Annotated in this window: 16 protein-coding genes; 10 read left to right on the top strand and 6 right to left on the bottom strand. The window is 35.5% G+C overall.

Annotated elements, in window-relative coordinates; translation table 11 throughout:
* Window positions 1-12 precede the first annotated feature (12 nt).
* A complete protein-coding gene (locus ACFQ39_RS03150) occupies window positions 13-1287 on the bottom strand; it encodes a type IX secretion system plug protein (protein WP_377176363.1) in 1275 nt (424 codons plus the stop codon).
* Window positions 1288-1516: 229 nt separating this feature from the next.
* Between ACFQ39_RS03150 and ACFQ39_RS03145 the strand changes: the two genes are divergently transcribed.
* The 7 genes from ACFQ39_RS03145 to ACFQ39_RS03115 all read left to right on the top strand — a co-directional run bounded on the left by ACFQ39_RS03145 (window position 1517) and on the right by ACFQ39_RS03115 (window position 8280).
* Window positions 1517-2866, top strand: a complete 1350-nt coding sequence (locus tag ACFQ39_RS03145; protein WP_377176361.1) for a Na(+)-translocating NADH-quinone reductase subunit A — start codon at window positions 1517-1519, stop codon at window positions 2864-2866.
* A complete protein-coding gene (locus tag ACFQ39_RS03140; RefSeq protein ID WP_377176359.1) occupies window positions 2866-4008 on the top strand; it encodes an NADH:ubiquinone reductase (Na(+)-transporting) subunit B in 1143 nt (380 codons plus the stop codon). Before ACFQ39_RS03145 ends, ACFQ39_RS03140 begins: the two co-directional genes overlap by 1 nt.
* 4 nt (window positions 4009-4012) lie before the next feature.
* On the top strand, window positions 4013-4708 hold the full coding sequence (gene nqrC, locus ACFQ39_RS03135) for an NADH:ubiquinone reductase (Na(+)-transporting) subunit C (protein ID WP_377176357.1): 696 nt from the start codon (window positions 4013-4015) through the stop codon (window positions 4706-4708).
* 2 nt (window positions 4709-4710) lie between these two features.
* Window positions 4711-5388, top strand: a complete 678-nt coding sequence (locus ACFQ39_RS03130; protein WP_377176355.1) for an NADH:ubiquinone reductase (Na(+)-transporting) subunit D — start codon at window positions 4711-4713, stop codon at window positions 5386-5388.
* A 29-nt stretch (window positions 5389-5417) separates the two neighbouring features.
* Window positions 5418-6035, top strand: a complete 618-nt coding sequence (gene nqrE, locus ACFQ39_RS03125; RefSeq protein ID WP_377176353.1) for an NADH:ubiquinone reductase (Na(+)-transporting) subunit E — start codon at window positions 5418-5420, stop codon at window positions 6033-6035.
* A 19-nt stretch (window positions 6036-6054) separates the two neighbouring features.
* The gene (nqrF, locus tag ACFQ39_RS03120; RefSeq protein ID WP_377176351.1) at window positions 6055-7347 is read left to right on the top strand and encodes an NADH:ubiquinone reductase (Na(+)-transporting) subunit F; all 1293 of its coding nucleotides are present in this window, start codon (window positions 6055-6057) and stop codon (window positions 7345-7347) included.
* Window positions 7348-7476: 129 nt separating this feature from the next.
* Window positions 7477-8280 carry an alpha/beta hydrolase gene (locus ACFQ39_RS03115; RefSeq protein WP_377176349.1) on the top strand — a complete coding sequence of 268 codons (804 nt, stop codon included), beginning with the start codon at window positions 7477-7479 and terminating at the stop codon, window positions 8278-8280.
* Window positions 8281-8327: 47 nt separating this feature from the next.
* On the opposite strand, the gene ACFQ39_RS03110 is transcribed toward ACFQ39_RS03115, so the two are convergent.
* The gene (locus ACFQ39_RS03110) at window positions 8328-9155 is read right to left on the bottom strand and encodes an OmpA/MotB family protein (RefSeq protein WP_377176347.1); all 828 of its coding nucleotides are present in this window, start codon (window positions 9153-9155) and stop codon (window positions 8328-8330) included.
* Window positions 9156-9285: 130 nt separating this feature from the next.
* Between ACFQ39_RS03110 and ACFQ39_RS03105 the strand changes: the two genes are divergently transcribed.
* A complete protein-coding gene (locus ACFQ39_RS03105; RefSeq protein ID WP_377176344.1) occupies window positions 9286-10290 on the top strand; it encodes an FAD:protein FMN transferase in 1005 nt (334 codons plus the stop codon).
* 2 nt (window positions 10291-10292) lie between these two features.
* On the opposite strand, the gene ACFQ39_RS03100 is transcribed toward ACFQ39_RS03105, so the two are convergent.
* The 4 genes from ACFQ39_RS03100 to ACFQ39_RS03085 all read right to left on the bottom strand — a co-directional run bounded on the left by ACFQ39_RS03100 (window position 10293) and on the right by ACFQ39_RS03085 (window position 15132).
* Window positions 10293-11264: a DUF4837 family protein gene (locus tag ACFQ39_RS03100; RefSeq protein WP_377176342.1), complete on the bottom strand. Its 972-nt coding sequence runs from the start codon at window positions 11262-11264 to the stop codon at window positions 10293-10295.
* 31 nt (window positions 11265-11295) lie between these two features.
* Entirely contained in the window at window positions 11296-12873 is a 1578-nt protein-coding gene (locus ACFQ39_RS03095; RefSeq protein WP_377176340.1) for a lytic transglycosylase domain-containing protein, read from the bottom strand.
* A gap of 146 nt (window positions 12874-13019) precedes the next feature.
* On the bottom strand, window positions 13020-14297 hold the full coding sequence (locus ACFQ39_RS03090) for a lytic transglycosylase domain-containing protein (RefSeq protein ID WP_377176338.1): 1278 nt from the start codon (window positions 14295-14297) through the stop codon (window positions 13020-13022).
* 7 nt (window positions 14298-14304) lie between these two features.
* A complete protein-coding gene (locus tag ACFQ39_RS03085) occupies window positions 14305-15132 on the bottom strand; it encodes an alpha/beta hydrolase (protein ID WP_377176337.1) in 828 nt (275 codons plus the stop codon).
* 154 nt (window positions 15133-15286) lie between these two features.
* Here ACFQ39_RS03085 and ACFQ39_RS03080 point away from each other — a divergent pair, with 154 nt between their 5' ends.
* Both ACFQ39_RS03080 and ACFQ39_RS03075 read left to right on the top strand, forming a co-directional pair.
* Window positions 15287-15988: a hypothetical protein gene (locus tag ACFQ39_RS03080; protein ID WP_377176335.1), complete on the top strand. Its 702-nt coding sequence runs from the start codon at window positions 15287-15289 to the stop codon at window positions 15986-15988.
* 384 nt (window positions 15989-16372) lie between these two features.
* Window positions 16373-17011, top strand: coding sequence for a GNAT family N-acetyltransferase (locus ACFQ39_RS03075; RefSeq protein ID WP_377176333.1), 639 nt, complete (start codon window positions 16373-16375; stop codon window positions 17009-17011).
* The last annotated feature ends 28 nt before the right edge of the window (window positions 17012-17039 follow it).

The raw sequence follows: 17039 nt of genomic DNA, 5'->3' as shown, positions 1-17039 counted from the left end.
AATTTTATGAGGTTAATTTCTTAATATTTCTGAATTTCCGGAGCCAATACCAATCACCTGAGTGAATCTATCGCCGAATTGTTTAAAATAGACCACCACAACATATTCGTTTTCGGTTTGGTAATAAGAACCTTCAATGGCTTTCTTGTCAATTTTTCCTTGTTGATCGGCGGCTACGTACAAATAATTATAAAACCCTTGTTTAAAAGGAAGGCTCAGTTCAAATAAGTTCGTTTTGTTGTTATAGATCATTTTATTTTGATCGCCAATTTGCCAGTTGTTATAATTTCCAAAGACATATAAGTCTTTTCCATTTAACTCAGCAGTGGTTTCTAATTTGAAATGGACTAAACTGTAATCCGTTTCGAGCAAAGATTGATTTCCGTCTAAATTACGAACCGCAAAATTTCCGTTGATATCGGGATAAACTGTGTAAGGCATATTTCTTCTTTCCTGATCGATGTACAAAAAGGTGTTAAATATATCTAACATTCTGGTCTGTCTGATGTTATTTGTGGCGTTTCTAATTTCTTTGGTATCAAAATAAAGGTATTCATTGTCGCCCCAAAATGAAATTTCACTCACATAATTATAGAGAAGTTGGTTATTGTTGACATATTTTGGTGGAATATTATACAAGGCAGAATTCCAATCCCAATTTTTTAAAACCATTACTTGAATGTCCTGGTAAGGATTTCGCACTTGTAGATTGCCTAAATTAATACGAAATTCTACATCTTGTTTTTGATTGATATATTCAATATTTCTGCTTCTGTGTACCGAAACACCAACATCCACCAAAGGTTGATACACGATAAACCGGCGTGTAAAAACCGTATTTCTGTATTGGTCTAAAACCGATAACAAATAATTACCGCTAATCTTTAATTGCATATCCCGATTTGGAATCTGTAAGGTGTAATGGGTATAAGGTTGGAGCGTATTGAAAGAATTTTCAAAGTCTCTGAGGCGATCTTCCTGATAGCCTGCAATAAATTCGGTGGATAACAAACTCGATTTTTGCCAATTGTATTCGCAATGGTCTATTCTGTAGTAATAAATTTTTTGATCTCCTTCAAGATCGTCAAATGAAAATGATAATTTTTGACCCAGTTGAATGACAGGAATATAAGTATCTTTGCTATTCGCTTCGAAAACAACCGTTTTAATATGGGATGGTTCTGCAATTTCTATGATTTCCTGAGCGATTCCCGTGAAAGAACAGAACCCAAAAAAAAGTAAGGTTAAACGATGTATTAATTGGAAGTTTTGATCAAAAAGGTTCATAGAAAACACTAAAACGGGATTTATCTCATGGCCCTAAAGGCCTTGTTTATTTTGTGCCCAAGGCTATTTTTCAAATATAATTCAAATAAATAAACGAAAAATATATTCGTCCTAATGAATTATAATTATTAAATTTGCACCGCTTAACATAAGCTATTGTTAGACTTAAGTATCAGAACATTTAAATACACTGATTTTTAAGCAAAAATCTAATTAATTAAAGCAAATTATGTCTACAGACATTCGTATCAAAAAAGGCTTAGATATCAAGCTAAAGGGGAAAGCCCAGCTAAAATTATCTTCTGCGCCTCGTTCTAAAACATTTGCGATCGTACCATCAAATTTTCACGGCATCACACCAAAATTAGTTGTCAAGGTTGGCGATAAAGTGAATGTTGGTGATACACTTTTTTACAGCAAGCAAAAGGAAGAGGTAAAATTCAGTTCTCCTGTAAGTGGAGAAGTCAAGGAAATTGTAAGAGGAGCAAAACGGGTTATTTTATCAATCATCATCTCGGCTGATGCTCAAGATCATTTCAAAGAGTTTAAGGTAAAAAAAGTAGATGGATTATCATCTGATGAGGTAAAACAATTGATGTTAGAGAGTGGTTGTTGGCCGTTTATCAATCAGCGCCCCTATGATGTCATTGCCAATCCTGATGATCAACCTAAATCAATTTTTGTTAGTGGCCTTTCTACGGCACCTTTATCGGCAGACGTTGATTTCGTTTTAAAGAATAAGGAAAGTGAATTTCAAGAAGGAATTAAGGCACTTGCAAAACTTACCGAAGGAAAGGTTCATTTAACGGTGAGTTCTTCAGGGAATTCTTTTTTAACTCAGATCAAAGGCGCTGAGATCCATAGAATCAATCCGATTCATCCGGCAGGAAATGTTGGAACGCAAATCAGCAGAATTGACCCCATAAATGCAGGAGAAAGAGTTTGGACCGTTAAACCACAGGATGTAGCAGCAATTGGGAGTTTATTCCTTCACGGAAAATACGATCCCAGTATTGTAGTGGCTTTGGCTGGTTCTCAGGTTTTAGAACCGCAATATTATACAACCATCAGATCGGCCCAGTTGGAGTCTATTACCAAAGGAAATTTAAGCGATCAAAAAAATAGAATTATTAATGGTAATCCTTTAACAGGTGAAGCTGTATCAAAAGCTGGTTTCCTAGGTTTTTACAATGATACTATTTCTGTGATCCCTGAAGGAGACCACTACTCATTTTTTGGTTGGGTACCTTTTACAGGAGGAAATAAATTTAGTATGTCTCGTACTTTTCTATCGTGGTTAAACGGGAAGAAAGAATACGATTTAGATACCAATATGAACGGTGAAGAACGCGCTTTTGTGCTTACCGGAGAAATGGAAAAGGTTTTTCCTTTGGATATTTATCCGATGCAATTGCTTAAAGCAGTTATGTCGGGTGATATTGAAAGAATGGAGAATCTCGGAATATACGAAGTAGCGCCGGAAGATTTCGCCTTGGTTGATTTTGTGAGTTCTTCTAAAATTGAAGCTCAAGATCTTATCAGAAAAGGTTTAGATATAATGATTAAAGAAGTAGGTTAATGGATTTTTTAAGAAGTAAATTAGACAAAATCAAGCCTCTTTTTGAAAAAGGAGGTAAGTATGAAAAATATGGGCCGGCATTTAGCGGGATAGACACTTTTCTCTATGTACCCAATCATACAACCAAAAAAGGAGCACATATTCGCGATGGGGTAGACCTCAAACGCGTTATGATTACCGTAGTTATTGCCATGATTCCAACCATTATTTTTGGAATGTGGAATATCGGATACCAAAATATGGGTGCCGGACACGGTTTTTGGGAGTATTTTATGTTTGGTGCGGTGCGTTTTGTACCTATGATCGTTGTTTCTTATGCAGTTGGTTTGGGAATAGAATTCGCCTATGCTATTTTCAGAGGACATGAGGTGAATGAAGGGTATTTGGTTACCGGATTACTCATTCCTCTTATTATGCCCATCGACCTTCCATTGTGGATGTTAGCTGTTTCTGTCGTTTTTGCTGTTGTCATTGGCAAAGAAGCTTTCGGTGGAACGGGGATGAATATTTTGAATCCTGCGCTGGTAGCAAGGGCATTTGCTTTATTCTCATATGCCCCTTATATGTCTGGTAATACCGTTTGGGTGGCAGATTCTGTGGCCGATGGGGTGTCTGGTGAAACAGTACTAGGTACTTTGGCTGCTAATGGTCAGCCTAGTTTTAGTGTTTATGACATGTTCATGGGCTTTATACCTGGATCTGTTGGAGAAACTTCTGTCCTTATGATTTTGATTGGTGCAGCCATTTTACTATTTACCGGTATTGGAAGCTGGAGAATCATGTTGTCTACTTTGTTAGGCGGTGCAGTCATGGGATTGATTTTTAACGCTTTTGGAAGTACAACCAATGAGTTGATCAATTTTCCTTGGTGGAAACATTTGATTGTAGGTGGTTTTGCATTTGGACTTGTCTTTATGGCAACTGATCCTGTCACAGCAGCACAAACAGCCAAAGGAAAATGGATTTATGGATTTTTGATCGGTATTTTTGCAATTTTGATCAGGGTAGTTAATCCTACCTTACCAGAAGGGATGATGATGGCCATCTTGCTCATGAACGTCTTTGCTCCAACCATCGATCACTATGTGGTGCAAGGTAACATCAAAAAAAGAAAAAAACGTTTAGTCAAAGTTAACGCTTAGAAATATGGATAAAAATAGCAATGCTTATACATTTATTTTCGCCATTATCATGGTGGTTCTTGTGGCAGCCGGTTTAGCTTTTGCAGCTACCTCCTTGAAGCCATTGCAGGCAGAGAATGTAAAGAACGAGAAAATGCAGAATATTTTATCTACTGTTGGAATTGAAGTAACGAGAGATGAAGCGACAGAAGCGTATAACAAATACGTCAAGCAACAACTTTCTTTAAATCCTGATGGAACAGTTGATGAACAAGTAGATGCATTTACAGTAGAATTGAATAAGGAGTTGAAGAAAGATAAAAGTGAACAGCATTTTCCTTTGTACATCGCTGAAAAGGAAGGTAAGAGTTATTATGTTGTCCCACTTTATGGAGCTGGATTATGGGATGCAGTATGGGGATATATCGCCTTGGATGAAGATAAAAATACGATCGTTGGCGCTTCATTTGACCATAAAGGAGAAACTCCTGGTTTAGGTGCTGAAATCAATCAGTCTTGGTTTGAAGATCAGTTTAAAGGCAAGACATTGTTCGATGAAAACGGAGAGTTTGTTTCTGTAAAAGCGGTAAAAGGAGGTGCTCCCTCTGGCGATCAACATGGGGTTGATGCTATTTCTGGAGGAACAATAACCTCAGATGGTGTTTCGAATATGATTGCAGAGAGAATGCAGAATTATTTACCTTATTTAAAAAACAATTAATTATGGCTGAAGATAAAGAACCCTTATTCTCAAAAAAGAATAAAGCGCTTATTACAGATCCTCTGAACGATGACAATCCAATTACGGTTCAAGTTTTAGGTATTTGTTCCGCACTGGCCATTACGGTTCAATTAAAGCCGGCCATTGTCATGTCTTTGGCGGTATTATTTGTACTAGTTTTTAGTAATGTGATCGTCTCGTTAATCAGAAATTTAATTCCTAGTAGGATTAGAATTATTGTCCAACTTTTAATCGTGGCATCTCTGGTAATTTTAGTGGATCAATTTCTAAAAGCTTATGCTTATGACGTGAGTAAAGAATTGTCTGTCTTTGTTGGATTGATCATTACCAACTGTATCATCATGGGAAGGTTGGAAGCTTTTGCTTTGGCAAACGGACCATGGAAATCATTTTTAGACGGTATTGGTAATGCTGCAGGTTACGGTTTGATTTTAATTATTGTCGCTTTTTTCCGCGAGCTTTTAGGATCAGGTAAGCTATTGGGCTATGAGATCTTAGGACACAAAGGGAAAACCATTGCAGAGTCTACCGGTTTATACCAATTCGGATATGAAAACAATGGCTTTATGTTATTGTCGCCAATGGCCTTGATCACGGTGGGAGTCATTATTTGGTTCCAAAGATCTAGAAACAGAAAATTAATTGAAGAAAATAATTAATTCCGCTTCGGAATTTAATTCTAAATAAAATGGAAGAATTAGGAAGTTTATTTGTACGAAGTATATTTATAGAGAACATGATCTTTGCCTATTTCCTGGGGATGTGTTCTTACCTTGCAGTTTCTAAAACTGTAAAAACCGCTGTTGGTCTTGGTGCTGCCGTAATCTTTGTTTTGGCCATTACGGTACCCGTGAATTATTTATTAGATAAGTATATTTTAAGAGAAGGCGCCTTAACATGGTTGGGACCTGAATATGCCAATATAGACCTCAGTTTCTTGAGTTTTATTCTTTTTATCGCCGTTATCGCCTCTATGGTTCAGTTGGTAGAAATGATCGTAGAAAGATTTGCTCCTGCACTTTACAGTGCGTTAGGGATTTTTCTTCCGCTGATCGCCGTTAACTGCGCCATATTAGGGGGAGCTTTATTCATGCAACAGAAAAACTTTTCAACCATCACAGAATCTGCTGTGTACGGATTAGGTTCTGGTGTAGGATGGTTTTTAGCCATTGTGGCAATTGCTTCTATCAGAGAGAAAATTGCATATTCAAATGTACCTCAACCCCTCAAAGGTTTAGGGATTACGTTTATTATTACCGGATTGATGGCGATAGCCTTTATGAGTTTTTCGGGAATTAAATTATAGTCAAAAGAAATTATAGAGAATGAATCCAATTGTAGCAAGTATAGTATTTTCTTTATTGTTAGTACTCATCTTAGTGACCATCTTATTGGTTGCTAAAGCAAAGTTATTACCTTCCGGAAAAGTAAAAATTCTTATCAATGGTGAGAAGGAAATTGAGGTCCCAACAGGTTCTTCCTTACTTTCGACTTTAGGTAATGAAAAAGTATTCTTGCCCTCTGCTTGCGGAGGTGGAGGTACTTGTATCCAATGTAAATGTCAGGTTGAATCAGGTGGAGGGGAACCTTTACCAACCGAGGTGCCGCACTTTACAAGAAAAGAATTAGCCGCCGGAAACAGATTGGCTTGTCAGGTAAAAGTAAAAGAAAATATGACAATTACCGTTCCTGAGGAAGTGTTTGGAATTAAAAAATACGAAGCTACGGTTGTGTCAAATTATAACGTTGCCTCTTTTATCAAAGAATTTGTCGTTCAACTTCCTGATGACATGGATTACGAGGCAGGGGGATATATTCAAATTGAAATACCAAAAACAGAGGTGCCTTATAGCGATATAGATATTCAAGCGCATCCTGCAGAACATCCGGGCGAACCAGATAAGTTCAAATTAGAGTGGGATAAATTTGATTTGTGGCCTTTGGTAATGAAAAACGGCGAATTGGTAGAGAGAGCTTACTCGATGGCTTCTTATCCTGCTGAGGGTCGTAATGTCATGCTAAACGTGCGGATTGCCACTCCGCCATGGGATAGAGCTAAAAATGGATGGATGAGTGTTAATCCGGGTGTAGCCTCCAGTTATATTTTTAGCAGAAAACCGGGTGATAAGGTAACCGTATCTGGACCTTATGGAGAGTTCTTTATCAATGAATCTGATGCAGAGATGTTGTATGTAGGTGGTGGTGCCGGTATGGCTCCGATGAGATCTCACTTGTATCATTTATTCAAGACAGTTAAAACCAACAGGAAAGTAACTTTCTGGTATGGCGGTAGGTCAAAGAGAGAATTATTCTATTTGGAACACTTTAGAGAATTGGAAAGAGATTTTCCTAATTTTAAATTCTTTGTCGTGCTTTCAGAACCTTTAGAAGAAGATAATTGGAAAGTGAAAAAGGATATTTTTGATAAAGAAGGAGATGGATTCTTAGGATTTGTGCACCAAGCTGTAATAGATCAATATTTGTCTAAACACGAAGCTCCTGAAGATATTGAATTGTACTTCTGTGGACCTCCAATGATGAACAAAGCAGTACAGCAAATGGGTGAAGACTTTGGAATCCCTGATGAAAATATCAGATTTGACGATTTCGGAGGATAATTCACTCCAAAATATTTTAAAAAAGGCAGCCTGATAAGGTTGCCTTTTTTTATTGGATGTCCTAAAATTAGTTAAAATTTAATTACTTCTTTAGGTAAAACTTAATTTTGAGTATTAATAGGTGCCTATATGATATGGATATATGTTTTAGGAATAGCATTTCTGATTTTTTTTCTCATTAGTCTTGTTTTATACTTCACACAAGATTATTTTGTTTTTCACGCGGTAAAACTCGATTCTACCCATCAATTTGAATTTGATCGTCCATTTGAAGAGATTAACTTAAAAGCGAAAGATGGTGCGCTCTTAAATGGGATTCATTTTTATAATGAACGAGCTAAAGGGATTGTACTCTATTTCCATAACCATGCAGGTAATGTGCAGATTTGGGGTCAATCAACAGGTTTGTTTTTTAATGCAGGTTACGATGTTTTGTTAATGGATTATAGAGGTTTTGGTAAAAGCGGAGGAAGTTTTAATGAGGATAAAATGATTTCTGATGTGCAAGTCTGGTGCGATTTCGCTAAAAATGTTTATCCGGAATCAGATATAGTAATTTATGGAAAGGGGATGGGCGCATTTTTTGCGGTCGAAGCTGCGGTGAAGAATAAGCCCATTTTACTCGTGTTGGAATCACCTATGTATTCTTTGCGTTTGTCTGCCAAAAACCATTATCCATTTTTACCTGTAGGCCTTATTTTAAAATACAAGATGGATTCAAGTGTATTCTTCCCAAAGTTAAAAGGCAGGGTTTTGATGTTTCACGGCAAGTTAGATAAAGTAATTCCTTATACCTCCGCAGAGGAATTGTATGTTTTAAGACCAGAAAATACGGACTTAATTTTGTTGGAGGATACCAATAATTCAGGAGTTATGGCTAATCCGGTTTTTCTAAGAGAACTTTTAAAAGAACTTGGAGACCTGAACACATAAAAAAAGGCGACCGTAGGTCGCCTTTTATATGATATGCTGAAATAAAATTATTCAGGTTTTTGTTCTAGAATATCGAAGAATTCGTCAAGTTTTGGTAAAATAACGATTCTGGTTCTTCTGTTTGTAGCTCTTCCTTCTGGCGTTGCATTGCTCTCTAGAGGAACATACTCAGATCTACCAGCAGCAATTAATCTCGCTGGATCAATATTGTAATCTTCTTGCAACACTCTTACAACAGAAGTAGCTCTGTCAACACTTAAATCCCAGTTGTCTTTTACACAATTCGTAGAAATCGGCACATTGTCTGTGTAGCCTTCCACTTGTACTTCCATACTTGGTCTTGAAGAAATTACGGTTGCTACTTTACCCAACACCATTTTAGCTTTGTCTGAAACTACAGAACTTCCAGTTTTGAATAACATTTTATCGGCAATAGAGATATAAACAACAGTTTTTTCCACATCAATTTGAATATCCTCATCTTGAATGCCCGCAGCTAATTCTTTTTTCAACTGAAACGCAACGGCTAAATTGATAGAATCTTTTTTAGACATGGCTGCTCTGATGCCATTGATGTATTTGTCTTTTTCACTCAATTGAGAGATAATTTCCTTGATGTTTTCTGAAGATGATTGCGTAAGAACGGTCAAGTTTTCTACCTGCTTCAATTGTTGATCTTTATCGATCTTAAGCGAAGCATTCAAATCTTGCAAGTGTGTTTTTTCGATCAAACAAGATTGTAGATCCGCTTTTGCGTCAACAAGTTCTTGTTTTGTCGCTTGGTAAGATGTTTCCAAGTCGGCATATTTCTTTTGTGAAACACAAGAGGTTAATAAAAGAGCCACTAAAATGGGCAAAAACAATATTTTTTTCATGATTGTGAATAATTTAATTTTAACACGAAGATATTAATATTTTTGTACTTTCAACGCTTTTGAAATGTACGGTACAAATATACAGGTTGGCTTAAAATGATACGTTAAATATTTACTAATATCTTACCGAATGACAAACTTTTTTCTTTATTTTTTAATGATATTATTGATTTCTTGTAAGTCTGATGATAAAACGTATCAGAGACTTTCGGGTAATGCTTTAGGCACAACATTTTCTGCTATTTATGACGATGCACAGCAAAGAAATTTTGAAAAAGAAATTGACAGTCTGTTTCACATGATCAATCAATCTTTGTCTACCTATATCCCCAACTCTGATATTTCTAAAATCAATAGCGGTGACACTTTGGTTCAAGTTGATCATTATTTTGAAGAAGTTTTTCAAAAATCCTTAAATATTTGCGAAGAGACAGGTGGGTATTTTGATCCGACCATTGGACTTTTGGTGAACGCGTGGGGTTTTGGACCAGGTGATGGTCTCGCAAATATAGATTCTGCAAAAATAGAATCGCTACTACAAGGTGTAGGTCTGCATAAAATCAATTTGGTAAATGGTAAGATTAAAGCAAAGTATACTCCTTTTTTTCTGGATTTTAATGCGATTGCCAAGGGGTACACGGTCGATGTATTGGGTCGTTTTTTAGAATCAAAGGAAATCGAGAATTATTTAGTAGAGATTGGCGGAGAGGTGAGAACTAGGGGGAAGAATGAAAGAGGCTTATCATGGAAAATTGCTATTGAAAAACCTCATTTTGATGGTTCGAGATCCTACCAAAGTTTCGTTTTGTTAAGTGATGAATCAATTGCCACATCAGGGAATTACAGGAAGTTCAAAATCGATAGTATAACCGGTGCACGATTTGCCCATACCATAGACACAAAAACCGGGTATCCGAGCAAAAGTGATTTACTAAGTGCCTCGGTCATTTCTTCTTTAGATTGTGCAGATGTAGATGCTTATGCCACCGCTTTTATGGCCATGGGCTTTGAAAAAACAAAAGCTTTTTTAGCGAATAAACCTGAGTTAAAAGTTTTTTTGATCTATGAAAAAGATGGAGAGCTCATGACTTACAATACAGATAATTTGGAAATTGAATTTCCCGGGTCAGAATAATGCTATTCGATCTGGATCGTTTTTAGAATGGCTTCCATTTCAAAAACAAAATCCCTTTTTTTGGTGGCAGGAGAATAACTGAAGCCCTCCAATACAAGAACTCGATTTTGAGCTTCATCCAAAATGGCATAATTAACAAAGGGCCCTCCCATAAAATCGTTTTTAACAATCCATAAACCGCGAATTTCATAGGCTTCTTTATTGTCAAGTTTCATTTTAGTGGCGGTTGGGTTATACAGAGGTTCAGTTTTCATATATGTATTTTCAAACTGCCCTGGGATATGTGTTTTACCGATGGAATCTCTTTTTTTGATGATATTTAATGGATTAAATTCACTTCTGTCTTTGATGGGAAAGCTATAAGCGATTATATTCAACATGCCCTTGGCAAAAGAATAGCGATACCATAAAAAACTCCCGTCATCTTCTACGACATTATAAGTTGTGGGAATTTTAATTGAAAAACCGAGGTTCTCCATGGTTTGAATGTTTTCAGCTTTCCAGTGGTCTTTCGTGATCTTACTTTGATAAAGTGCCAGATCCTGCTTTTTAAAAACAGATATCATTTCATATTTATATTTCTCAATCTTACTTAGAATATTGTTGATATCTGTTCCTAAAATGGTTAAAATCGTTTGAGGAGAAGAGTAGACGTTAAATGTGGTATAATAATTCTCTTTCTCGGCGTAATCTATATAAAGTACATTTCTGGACCTCTTAAAAAGACTTGAAAAAGCACCAGGATCCACTTGGTTGACGCTAAAAGGCGCTTCTTCTTGGGGTAATCCCACCAAAGGTTTAGCGAGAATCGCTCGGACAGAATCACCTAAGCGGCCATCCCAATCTTCATTATTCATGACAACTAATAAGTTGTTGATTCTGCCGGTAGATTCGACAAGTGTTATTGAATCATTTTTTGAGTTACATGAAATGAAGAGAAAAATCACTAAGACTAGTGAATAAATTTTGGACATGATCGAGATTTTAGCTTAATGCCCGGGAAAATTAGTAAATTTTGAGCTTAGTTCCCGGTTTTAAATTCTTTTCACTCCAAAAATTGTTCCATTCTTTTAATTGCTTTACAGTTACATTAGGGAATTTCTGAGAAATCAACCAAAGTGAATCTCCATTTTTCACTGTATATGTTGTGTATTTGTTATTATTTGTCTCTTTAACAGCGGCTGCCGTACTCGTATTATCGTTACTTTTTGGTGTCACCGTGGTCGTTACAGATCCATTTTTAGGATAAATGGTCAAGTATTGGCCTACCCTTAAGTTATTGCTTTTAAGTCCGTTCCATCTTTTGATACTGCTCACAGGTACACCATAACGACTGCTAATTTTGCCCAAATAATCTCCACTTCTCACCTTGTATCTTATTCTATCAGGAGTAGTGAGATTAGCAGGTAAAGGTTTTTCACGCTTTGCATCATCTGCCTCTGCATAGGTGTATATTAAATCTTCATTTGCGACAAAAGTACCTGCTAAATATCGGGGTAATCTCAAGGTGTGATTTTCTTTTTCTTCAAATGGTATTATTTTTAATTTATATTGTGGATTAAGGAATTCTAACAACTCATTATCGGTTTTAAGAATTCTATTGACCTGGTCAAAGGTAATCTGTCTTTTTACTCGAATTGTATCAGTTTCAAAAGAGTTAGGCAATTCATTTGTGGCATATAACTGGTGCTCCTCAGCATATTCAAAGATATAATAGGTGGCGTAAAAGGCAGGTAAATAGCCAGCTGTTTCTCTAGGAAGATAAGGCCTGATATTCCAATAATTTGTTTTTCCACCAGATCTTCGTATTGCTTTTGTTACATTTCCCGGACCTGAGTTATAGGCTGCTAAGGCCAAATCCCAATCTCCGAAAATGGAATATAAGTTACTTAAATATTTACAAGCGGCTTCAGTTGATTTGATTGGGTCGCTTCTTTCATCCACATAAGAACTTACATCCAGCTTGTATAATTTACCCGTGCTATACATAAACTGCCAAAGGCCTGTAGCGCCTACCCTAGACTTTATGGTAGGTTTTAGAGCAGATTCTACAATAGCCAAATATTTAATTTCTAATGGGATATTATATTTGTCTAAATGTTCCTCAAAAATGGGAAAATAATATTTTGCTCTACCCATTAAATTTGCCAAAGTCTGTTTTCTGTTTTTTAAATAATGCTTAATTACTTTTTCGAGAGAGGTATTATATTCTACATTAAATGGGGTTTTACTGTTCAAAGCATGTAGCCTTTCTTTTAATAATTCTGTAGGCAAATCTTCTATGACCACATTGGTGCTATCTATATCTATGGGAAGATCGGGTAAATCACTCAGAAAATTGTTGTTCCATGCTGTCAGCCATTTCTTATCAATTTCGGACGCAATAGGATAGTCGATCAGCACAACATTTTTTTCAAGCGCTTCTAAAGAGTCTGTATGAATAGTATCAATACTAGACATCAACAAATCCCTTCTCAGCATTTCTGCCAATGCTTGTTTGGTGGAATCTTTTTCTAGGTCAATGCTTTGAGCAAATCCAAGAAATGTAGATAGAAAAAAAATCAGGGCAGAAATATGACGCATTGTTAAAGTTTTTATTGATGTAATCAAGTTAATTTTTAAAAAACGGCTAAACTATAAATTTTATATAATCGACCGGATAAATTTACTGTTTAAAATGAAAAAATATTGTTAAAGTTATTGACTAAATTATTTTTTTACAAAGGACCTTAACTTTTGTAAATAAGCAGCTTAGTCCCTGGTTTAACGTAATTCACCCCCCAAATATTGTTCCATGTACGAAGTTGGTTTATACTCACATTAGGATACAACCTCGAAATTTTAAAAAGAGAGTCCCCCTCTTTTACCACATAGGTTTCAATTTTAAAATCAGACTTTCGTACAGTGCCCAATTCTGTTTGTTTTGAGTTATTCAATTCTATGATCTCTTTTTTGTGTTCAGGGGTATGCGTATTTTTAACGATTTCTACATATTGATTGTCATTAAACAAACCTGATTCAAATTGTATAAAATTAGAAACTAAGCTTTTAGGAAGGGTGAGGTATTCGTTTTTTGGAATGACGTTCTTTGTGTATTTCGGATTTAATTGTGAAAGCAATTGATTTTTAATTTGTAAATGTTTTTCAATTTCATTTAAATTAAGTTGCTTTTTGACATGGATTGTATCTGTTTCAAAAAAAGATATCCCATTTTGATTTACTGATTTTAAATATTTGTCCGATTGCTCAAAAATATAAAGTGTGGCGTAGAAAGCAGGAACATATGCTTGTGTTTCTTTGGGTAAAAAAGGTCTTATTTGCCAATAATCTTTTTGACCACCGGCCCTTCTGATGGCTTTTGTCACATTTCCGGGACCACAATTATACGCAGCAATGGCTAAATTCCAATCGCCAAACATGCTGTGTAAAACACTTAAATATTCACAAGCCGCTTTGGTAGAAGAAAAAATATCCTTTCTTTCATCCACATAAGAATCAATCTTGAGCTGATACATTCTGGCTGTTCCCAACATAAACTGCCAAATGCCTCTGGCGCCCGAATGAGACAAGGCATCTGTTTTTAAAGCGGATTCTACTACGGCTAAATACTTCATTTCCAAGGGTAAGTTGTATTGAGCCAAATAACTATCAAAAACGGGAAAGAAATAAGCGGATCTATCTTTGATATTTTCCAAAGTTTCCAACCCATCTGTTAAGTATAGTCTAATAACATTTTCAATAATGGGATTATATTGCAGCGGAAGAGGGGTTCTTTCTTTTAAATAATTGAGATTCTTTTTGATTTCCTCAGCATTAATAGAAGTATAGTTTTGAGTTAGTTCTTCATTCCCATTTTTAAAGGAACGATAATATAGAGCCAACCATTTCAAATCAATCTCGTCTGCGAAATTCAATTCCTGATAAGATCCTTGAAAATTATTCTGAGCAATGGTAGATAAGGCATTGGCCTGAAAAATAAGTAAGAGGATAAGTCCAATTTTTTTCATAGAAATTTTAAAGGTTTTTGTTGATCCAAGTACAGATATCTTTTAAGAAAGTTTCTTTGAGAGCCTCATTGTGAAGTTCGTGATACCCATCTGGATACAATTGCAATTTTATTTTTTTAGGATTCTTTTTTGAGATTTCAACTGAGGCTAAATGATCGGTGAGCATATCTGCTGTGCCGTGTAAAACCAGCGCATTTAGCTTTAAAAAGTCGATGTTCTCAATTGCCCATTCGCCGCTCTCTAAAAATCGAATCGAGTAATTCGGACTAACTTTGTCGTGTACCAAAGGGTCTGCTAAATATTTTTCCACAGCTTTTGGGTCATGTGATAAGGCTTTGGGGTCTAACTCATTACCCATTGTTATTCCCGGAAAGAATTTCAGGGCTAATTTTCCCAATTGTAGTTTCCAAGCAGGAGGCGAAAATGCCAATCTTAAAAAAGGACTCGATAAAACTATACCTTGTATTAATTCGGGGGAGCGGAGCGCATAATTTAAAACAACATTTCCGCCCATGCTATGGCCGTAGAGAAATATAGGTTTTTGAGGAAACATCTCCACCGCTTTTTTTACAACGATATGCAAACTTTCTAAAACCTGATCAAACCCGGGATTGTATCCTCTTTTTCCTTTGGTTTTGCCATGTCCGAATTGATCGTATGCCAAGACAGAGAAATCATTATTCAAGAGTTCAGGAATGACAAAGTCTTCGTACCGGCCCAAATGATCGCCCAAACCGTGCACAATAATAACAACTGCATTTACCTTTTTGGAGGGGTAAATTTTACCGAAAAAATCGACATCATTTTGCCGGAATGTAAAGGGATTACCAAGCATGTTCAAAGCAGTTTGGATCAAATATATTTAAAACGGTTAAAACACCTATATTTTTGTTGAAAATCTATCATAACTCGAAGCTAAAATCTTCCACAATACCCAACAATTGAAGAATTATTTCGTAATTTTAAGAGGAACATTAAAATCTCTGATTATGAAAAATGAGCACGACAATAACAGTGAAAAAAGAGAAAAAAGTTTGGAAAAAAAGACTTTAGCGATAAGTCATAAACTTTATCCTTATGTAAAAAATAGGTTGCGTGTGCTGGAACACCATGGCGTTTTGCCAAAAAACATGTACCGTCCTTCAGAAATTATAGATGAGGTGATTCTAGAGGTTTATGAGAATAAAGTAGGAGAGGATATTGATCAGCATGCGCTTCAAATGTTTATGTTCGCAAAAGCTCATTATAAAATTATAGCCTTGGCGGATGAAGAAAAATGGCATAAACAAAATGTGAGTATAAAACTGATTTTAGAAGAAGAGTTAAAACAGATGGAAGAAAATTTTACTGTGGATGGAGATTTTGATCTGATCATGAATGAAGAATTAGATGATATTTCTTATCATCAAAATGACGAAGGATCATCTGTATTAGAATCAGAAGAAGTGCAACAAAACTTAATGTCGCTATTCGAATTAAAGGAGCATAACAAAATGAAAGAACAAGGTTTTAAACAATCTTTTCAAACCTTGTATAAACTGCTTCCTGTGCAGACCTCAAATGTTGTAGATCTTTATATCTTGGGTAAATTGAATCTCAAAGATATTGGAACAATTCTAGAAACTGATATAGTAGAAGTGAAAAGAATTGTTCAATTTGTTAAAGAAAACTTCAAGAAACAAATCGAATAAATGAATTCTTCATAAGAAAATTTTCATTTTGTTGAATTTAACGGAAATTTATTTTTGATGTTTTGATAATTGTTGTAATATTGCCATGTGAAATTAAAACAGACGCATATTACCACTTTAAGGTTCAGTATTGTACCCTATCGCCGCATTTAATTAAGGTTTTTCTTCGAACTTTTTTTAACAATTATTTTCAATTTTAATTTCAACATGCCACTTTTTTCATTCAATCTCAGAACAATTCTTTTTCACTTTTTCTTTGGAAGTAGTGATGTGATTTTTCAAACCCACCGTTTCCGCCCGTAAGGGTACGGGTTATTTTTGGAATATGGTGAGCCCAATTCCGCATTTCGATTCTTATTTATCCAATCTTAAAAACATTAGTTAATGGAAATTGCAATTGCAAACGAAAAACACATTAAATACGCAGAGATCATTTGCGCAACTATTGAAAAATCGGCAGCCGAAAGAGGAACAGGTATTGCCAAAAGAACACCGGAATACATTTCTACAAAAATGAGAAATCAAAACGCTGTTATCGCTTTAGATGGCGATAAATTTGCAGGGTTTTGCTATATAGAAATTTTTAGTGATAAGAATTATGTAGTTCATTCTGGATTAATTGTTCATCACGATTATCGAAATTTGGGCCTAGCCAAAAAAATAAAAACGAAAATCTTTAACTATTCTAAAGAAAAATATCCTGGCGCAAAGATTTTTGGCATCACTACTGGTTTGGCGGTCATGAAAATTAATTATGATTTGGGATATAAACCGGTTACTTTTTCAGAGCTCACAGATGATCCTGAGTTTTGGAAAGGCTGTCAAACTTGCAGAAATTACGATGTATTGCAAAGAACAAATCAAAAAATGTGTCTCTGTACCGGAATGCTTTATGATCCAAAGAACAAAAAGGATTTGAAAGAACACGATTTTGACTCAAAAGTTCTGAGTCGTTTAAAAAGAATTAAACAAAGTATTTTTTTAAAGAAAAATCAATCAAAAGAGAATAAACCAGAAAATTAATCAACAAAACAATGAGTATTATTGTTTT

The organism is Namhaeicola litoreus (genome assembly GCF_042679565.1).
Lineage (GTDB): Bacteria > Bacteroidota > Bacteroidia > Flavobacteriales > Flavobacteriaceae > Namhaeicola > Namhaeicola litoreus.
This window is presented reverse-complemented; position numbering and strand designations above follow the sequence as displayed.

Bases quoted from the DNA above. Each gene is read 5' to 3' on its own strand.
- ACFQ39_RS03150 (WP_377176363.1), bottom strand. From the start codon at position 1,287: ATGAACCTTTTTGATCAAAACTTCCAATTAATACATCGTTTAACCTTA.
- ACFQ39_RS03145 (WP_377176361.1), top strand. From the start codon at position 1,517: ATGTCTACAGACATTCGTATCAAAAAAGGCTTAGATATCAAGCTAAAG.
- ACFQ39_RS03140 (WP_377176359.1), top strand. From the start codon at position 2,866: ATGGATTTTTTAAGAAGTAAATTAGACAAAATCAAGCCTCTTTTTGAA.
- nqrC (WP_377176357.1), top strand. From the start codon at position 4,013: ATGGATAAAAATAGCAATGCTTATACATTTATTTTCGCCATTATCATG.
- ACFQ39_RS03130 (WP_377176355.1), top strand. From the start codon at position 4,711: ATGGCTGAAGATAAAGAACCCTTATTCTCAAAAAAGAATAAAGCGCTT.
- nqrE (WP_377176353.1), top strand. From the start codon at position 5,418: ATGGAAGAATTAGGAAGTTTATTTGTACGAAGTATATTTATAGAGAAC.
- nqrF (WP_377176351.1), top strand. From the start codon at position 6,055: ATGAATCCAATTGTAGCAAGTATAGTATTTTCTTTATTGTTAGTACTC.
- ACFQ39_RS03115 (WP_377176349.1), top strand. From the start codon at position 7,477: ATGATATGGATATATGTTTTAGGAATAGCATTTCTGATTTTTTTTCTC.
- ACFQ39_RS03110 (WP_377176347.1), bottom strand. From the start codon at position 9,155: ATGAAAAAAATATTGTTTTTGCCCATTTTAGTGGCTCTTTTATTAACC.
- ACFQ39_RS03105 (WP_377176344.1), top strand. From the start codon at position 9,286: ATGACAAACTTTTTTCTTTATTTTTTAATGATATTATTGATTTCTTGT.
- ACFQ39_RS03100 (WP_377176342.1), bottom strand. From the start codon at position 11,264: ATGTCCAAAATTTATTCACTAGTCTTAGTGATTTTTCTCTTCATTTCA.
- ACFQ39_RS03095 (WP_377176340.1), bottom strand. From the start codon at position 12,873: ATGCGTCATATTTCTGCCCTGATTTTTTTTCTATCTACATTTCTTGGA.
- ACFQ39_RS03090 (WP_377176338.1), bottom strand. From the start codon at position 14,297: ATGAAAAAAATTGGACTTATCCTCTTACTTATTTTTCAGGCCAATGCC.
- ACFQ39_RS03085 (WP_377176337.1), bottom strand. From the start codon at position 15,132: ATGCTTGGTAATCCCTTTACATTCCGGCAAAATGATGTCGATTTTTTC.
- ACFQ39_RS03080 (WP_377176335.1), top strand. From the start codon at position 15,287: ATGAAAAATGAGCACGACAATAACAGTGAAAAAAGAGAAAAAAGTTTG.
- ACFQ39_RS03075 (WP_377176333.1), top strand. From the start codon at position 16,373: ATGGAAATTGCAATTGCAAACGAAAAACACATTAAATACGCAGAGATC.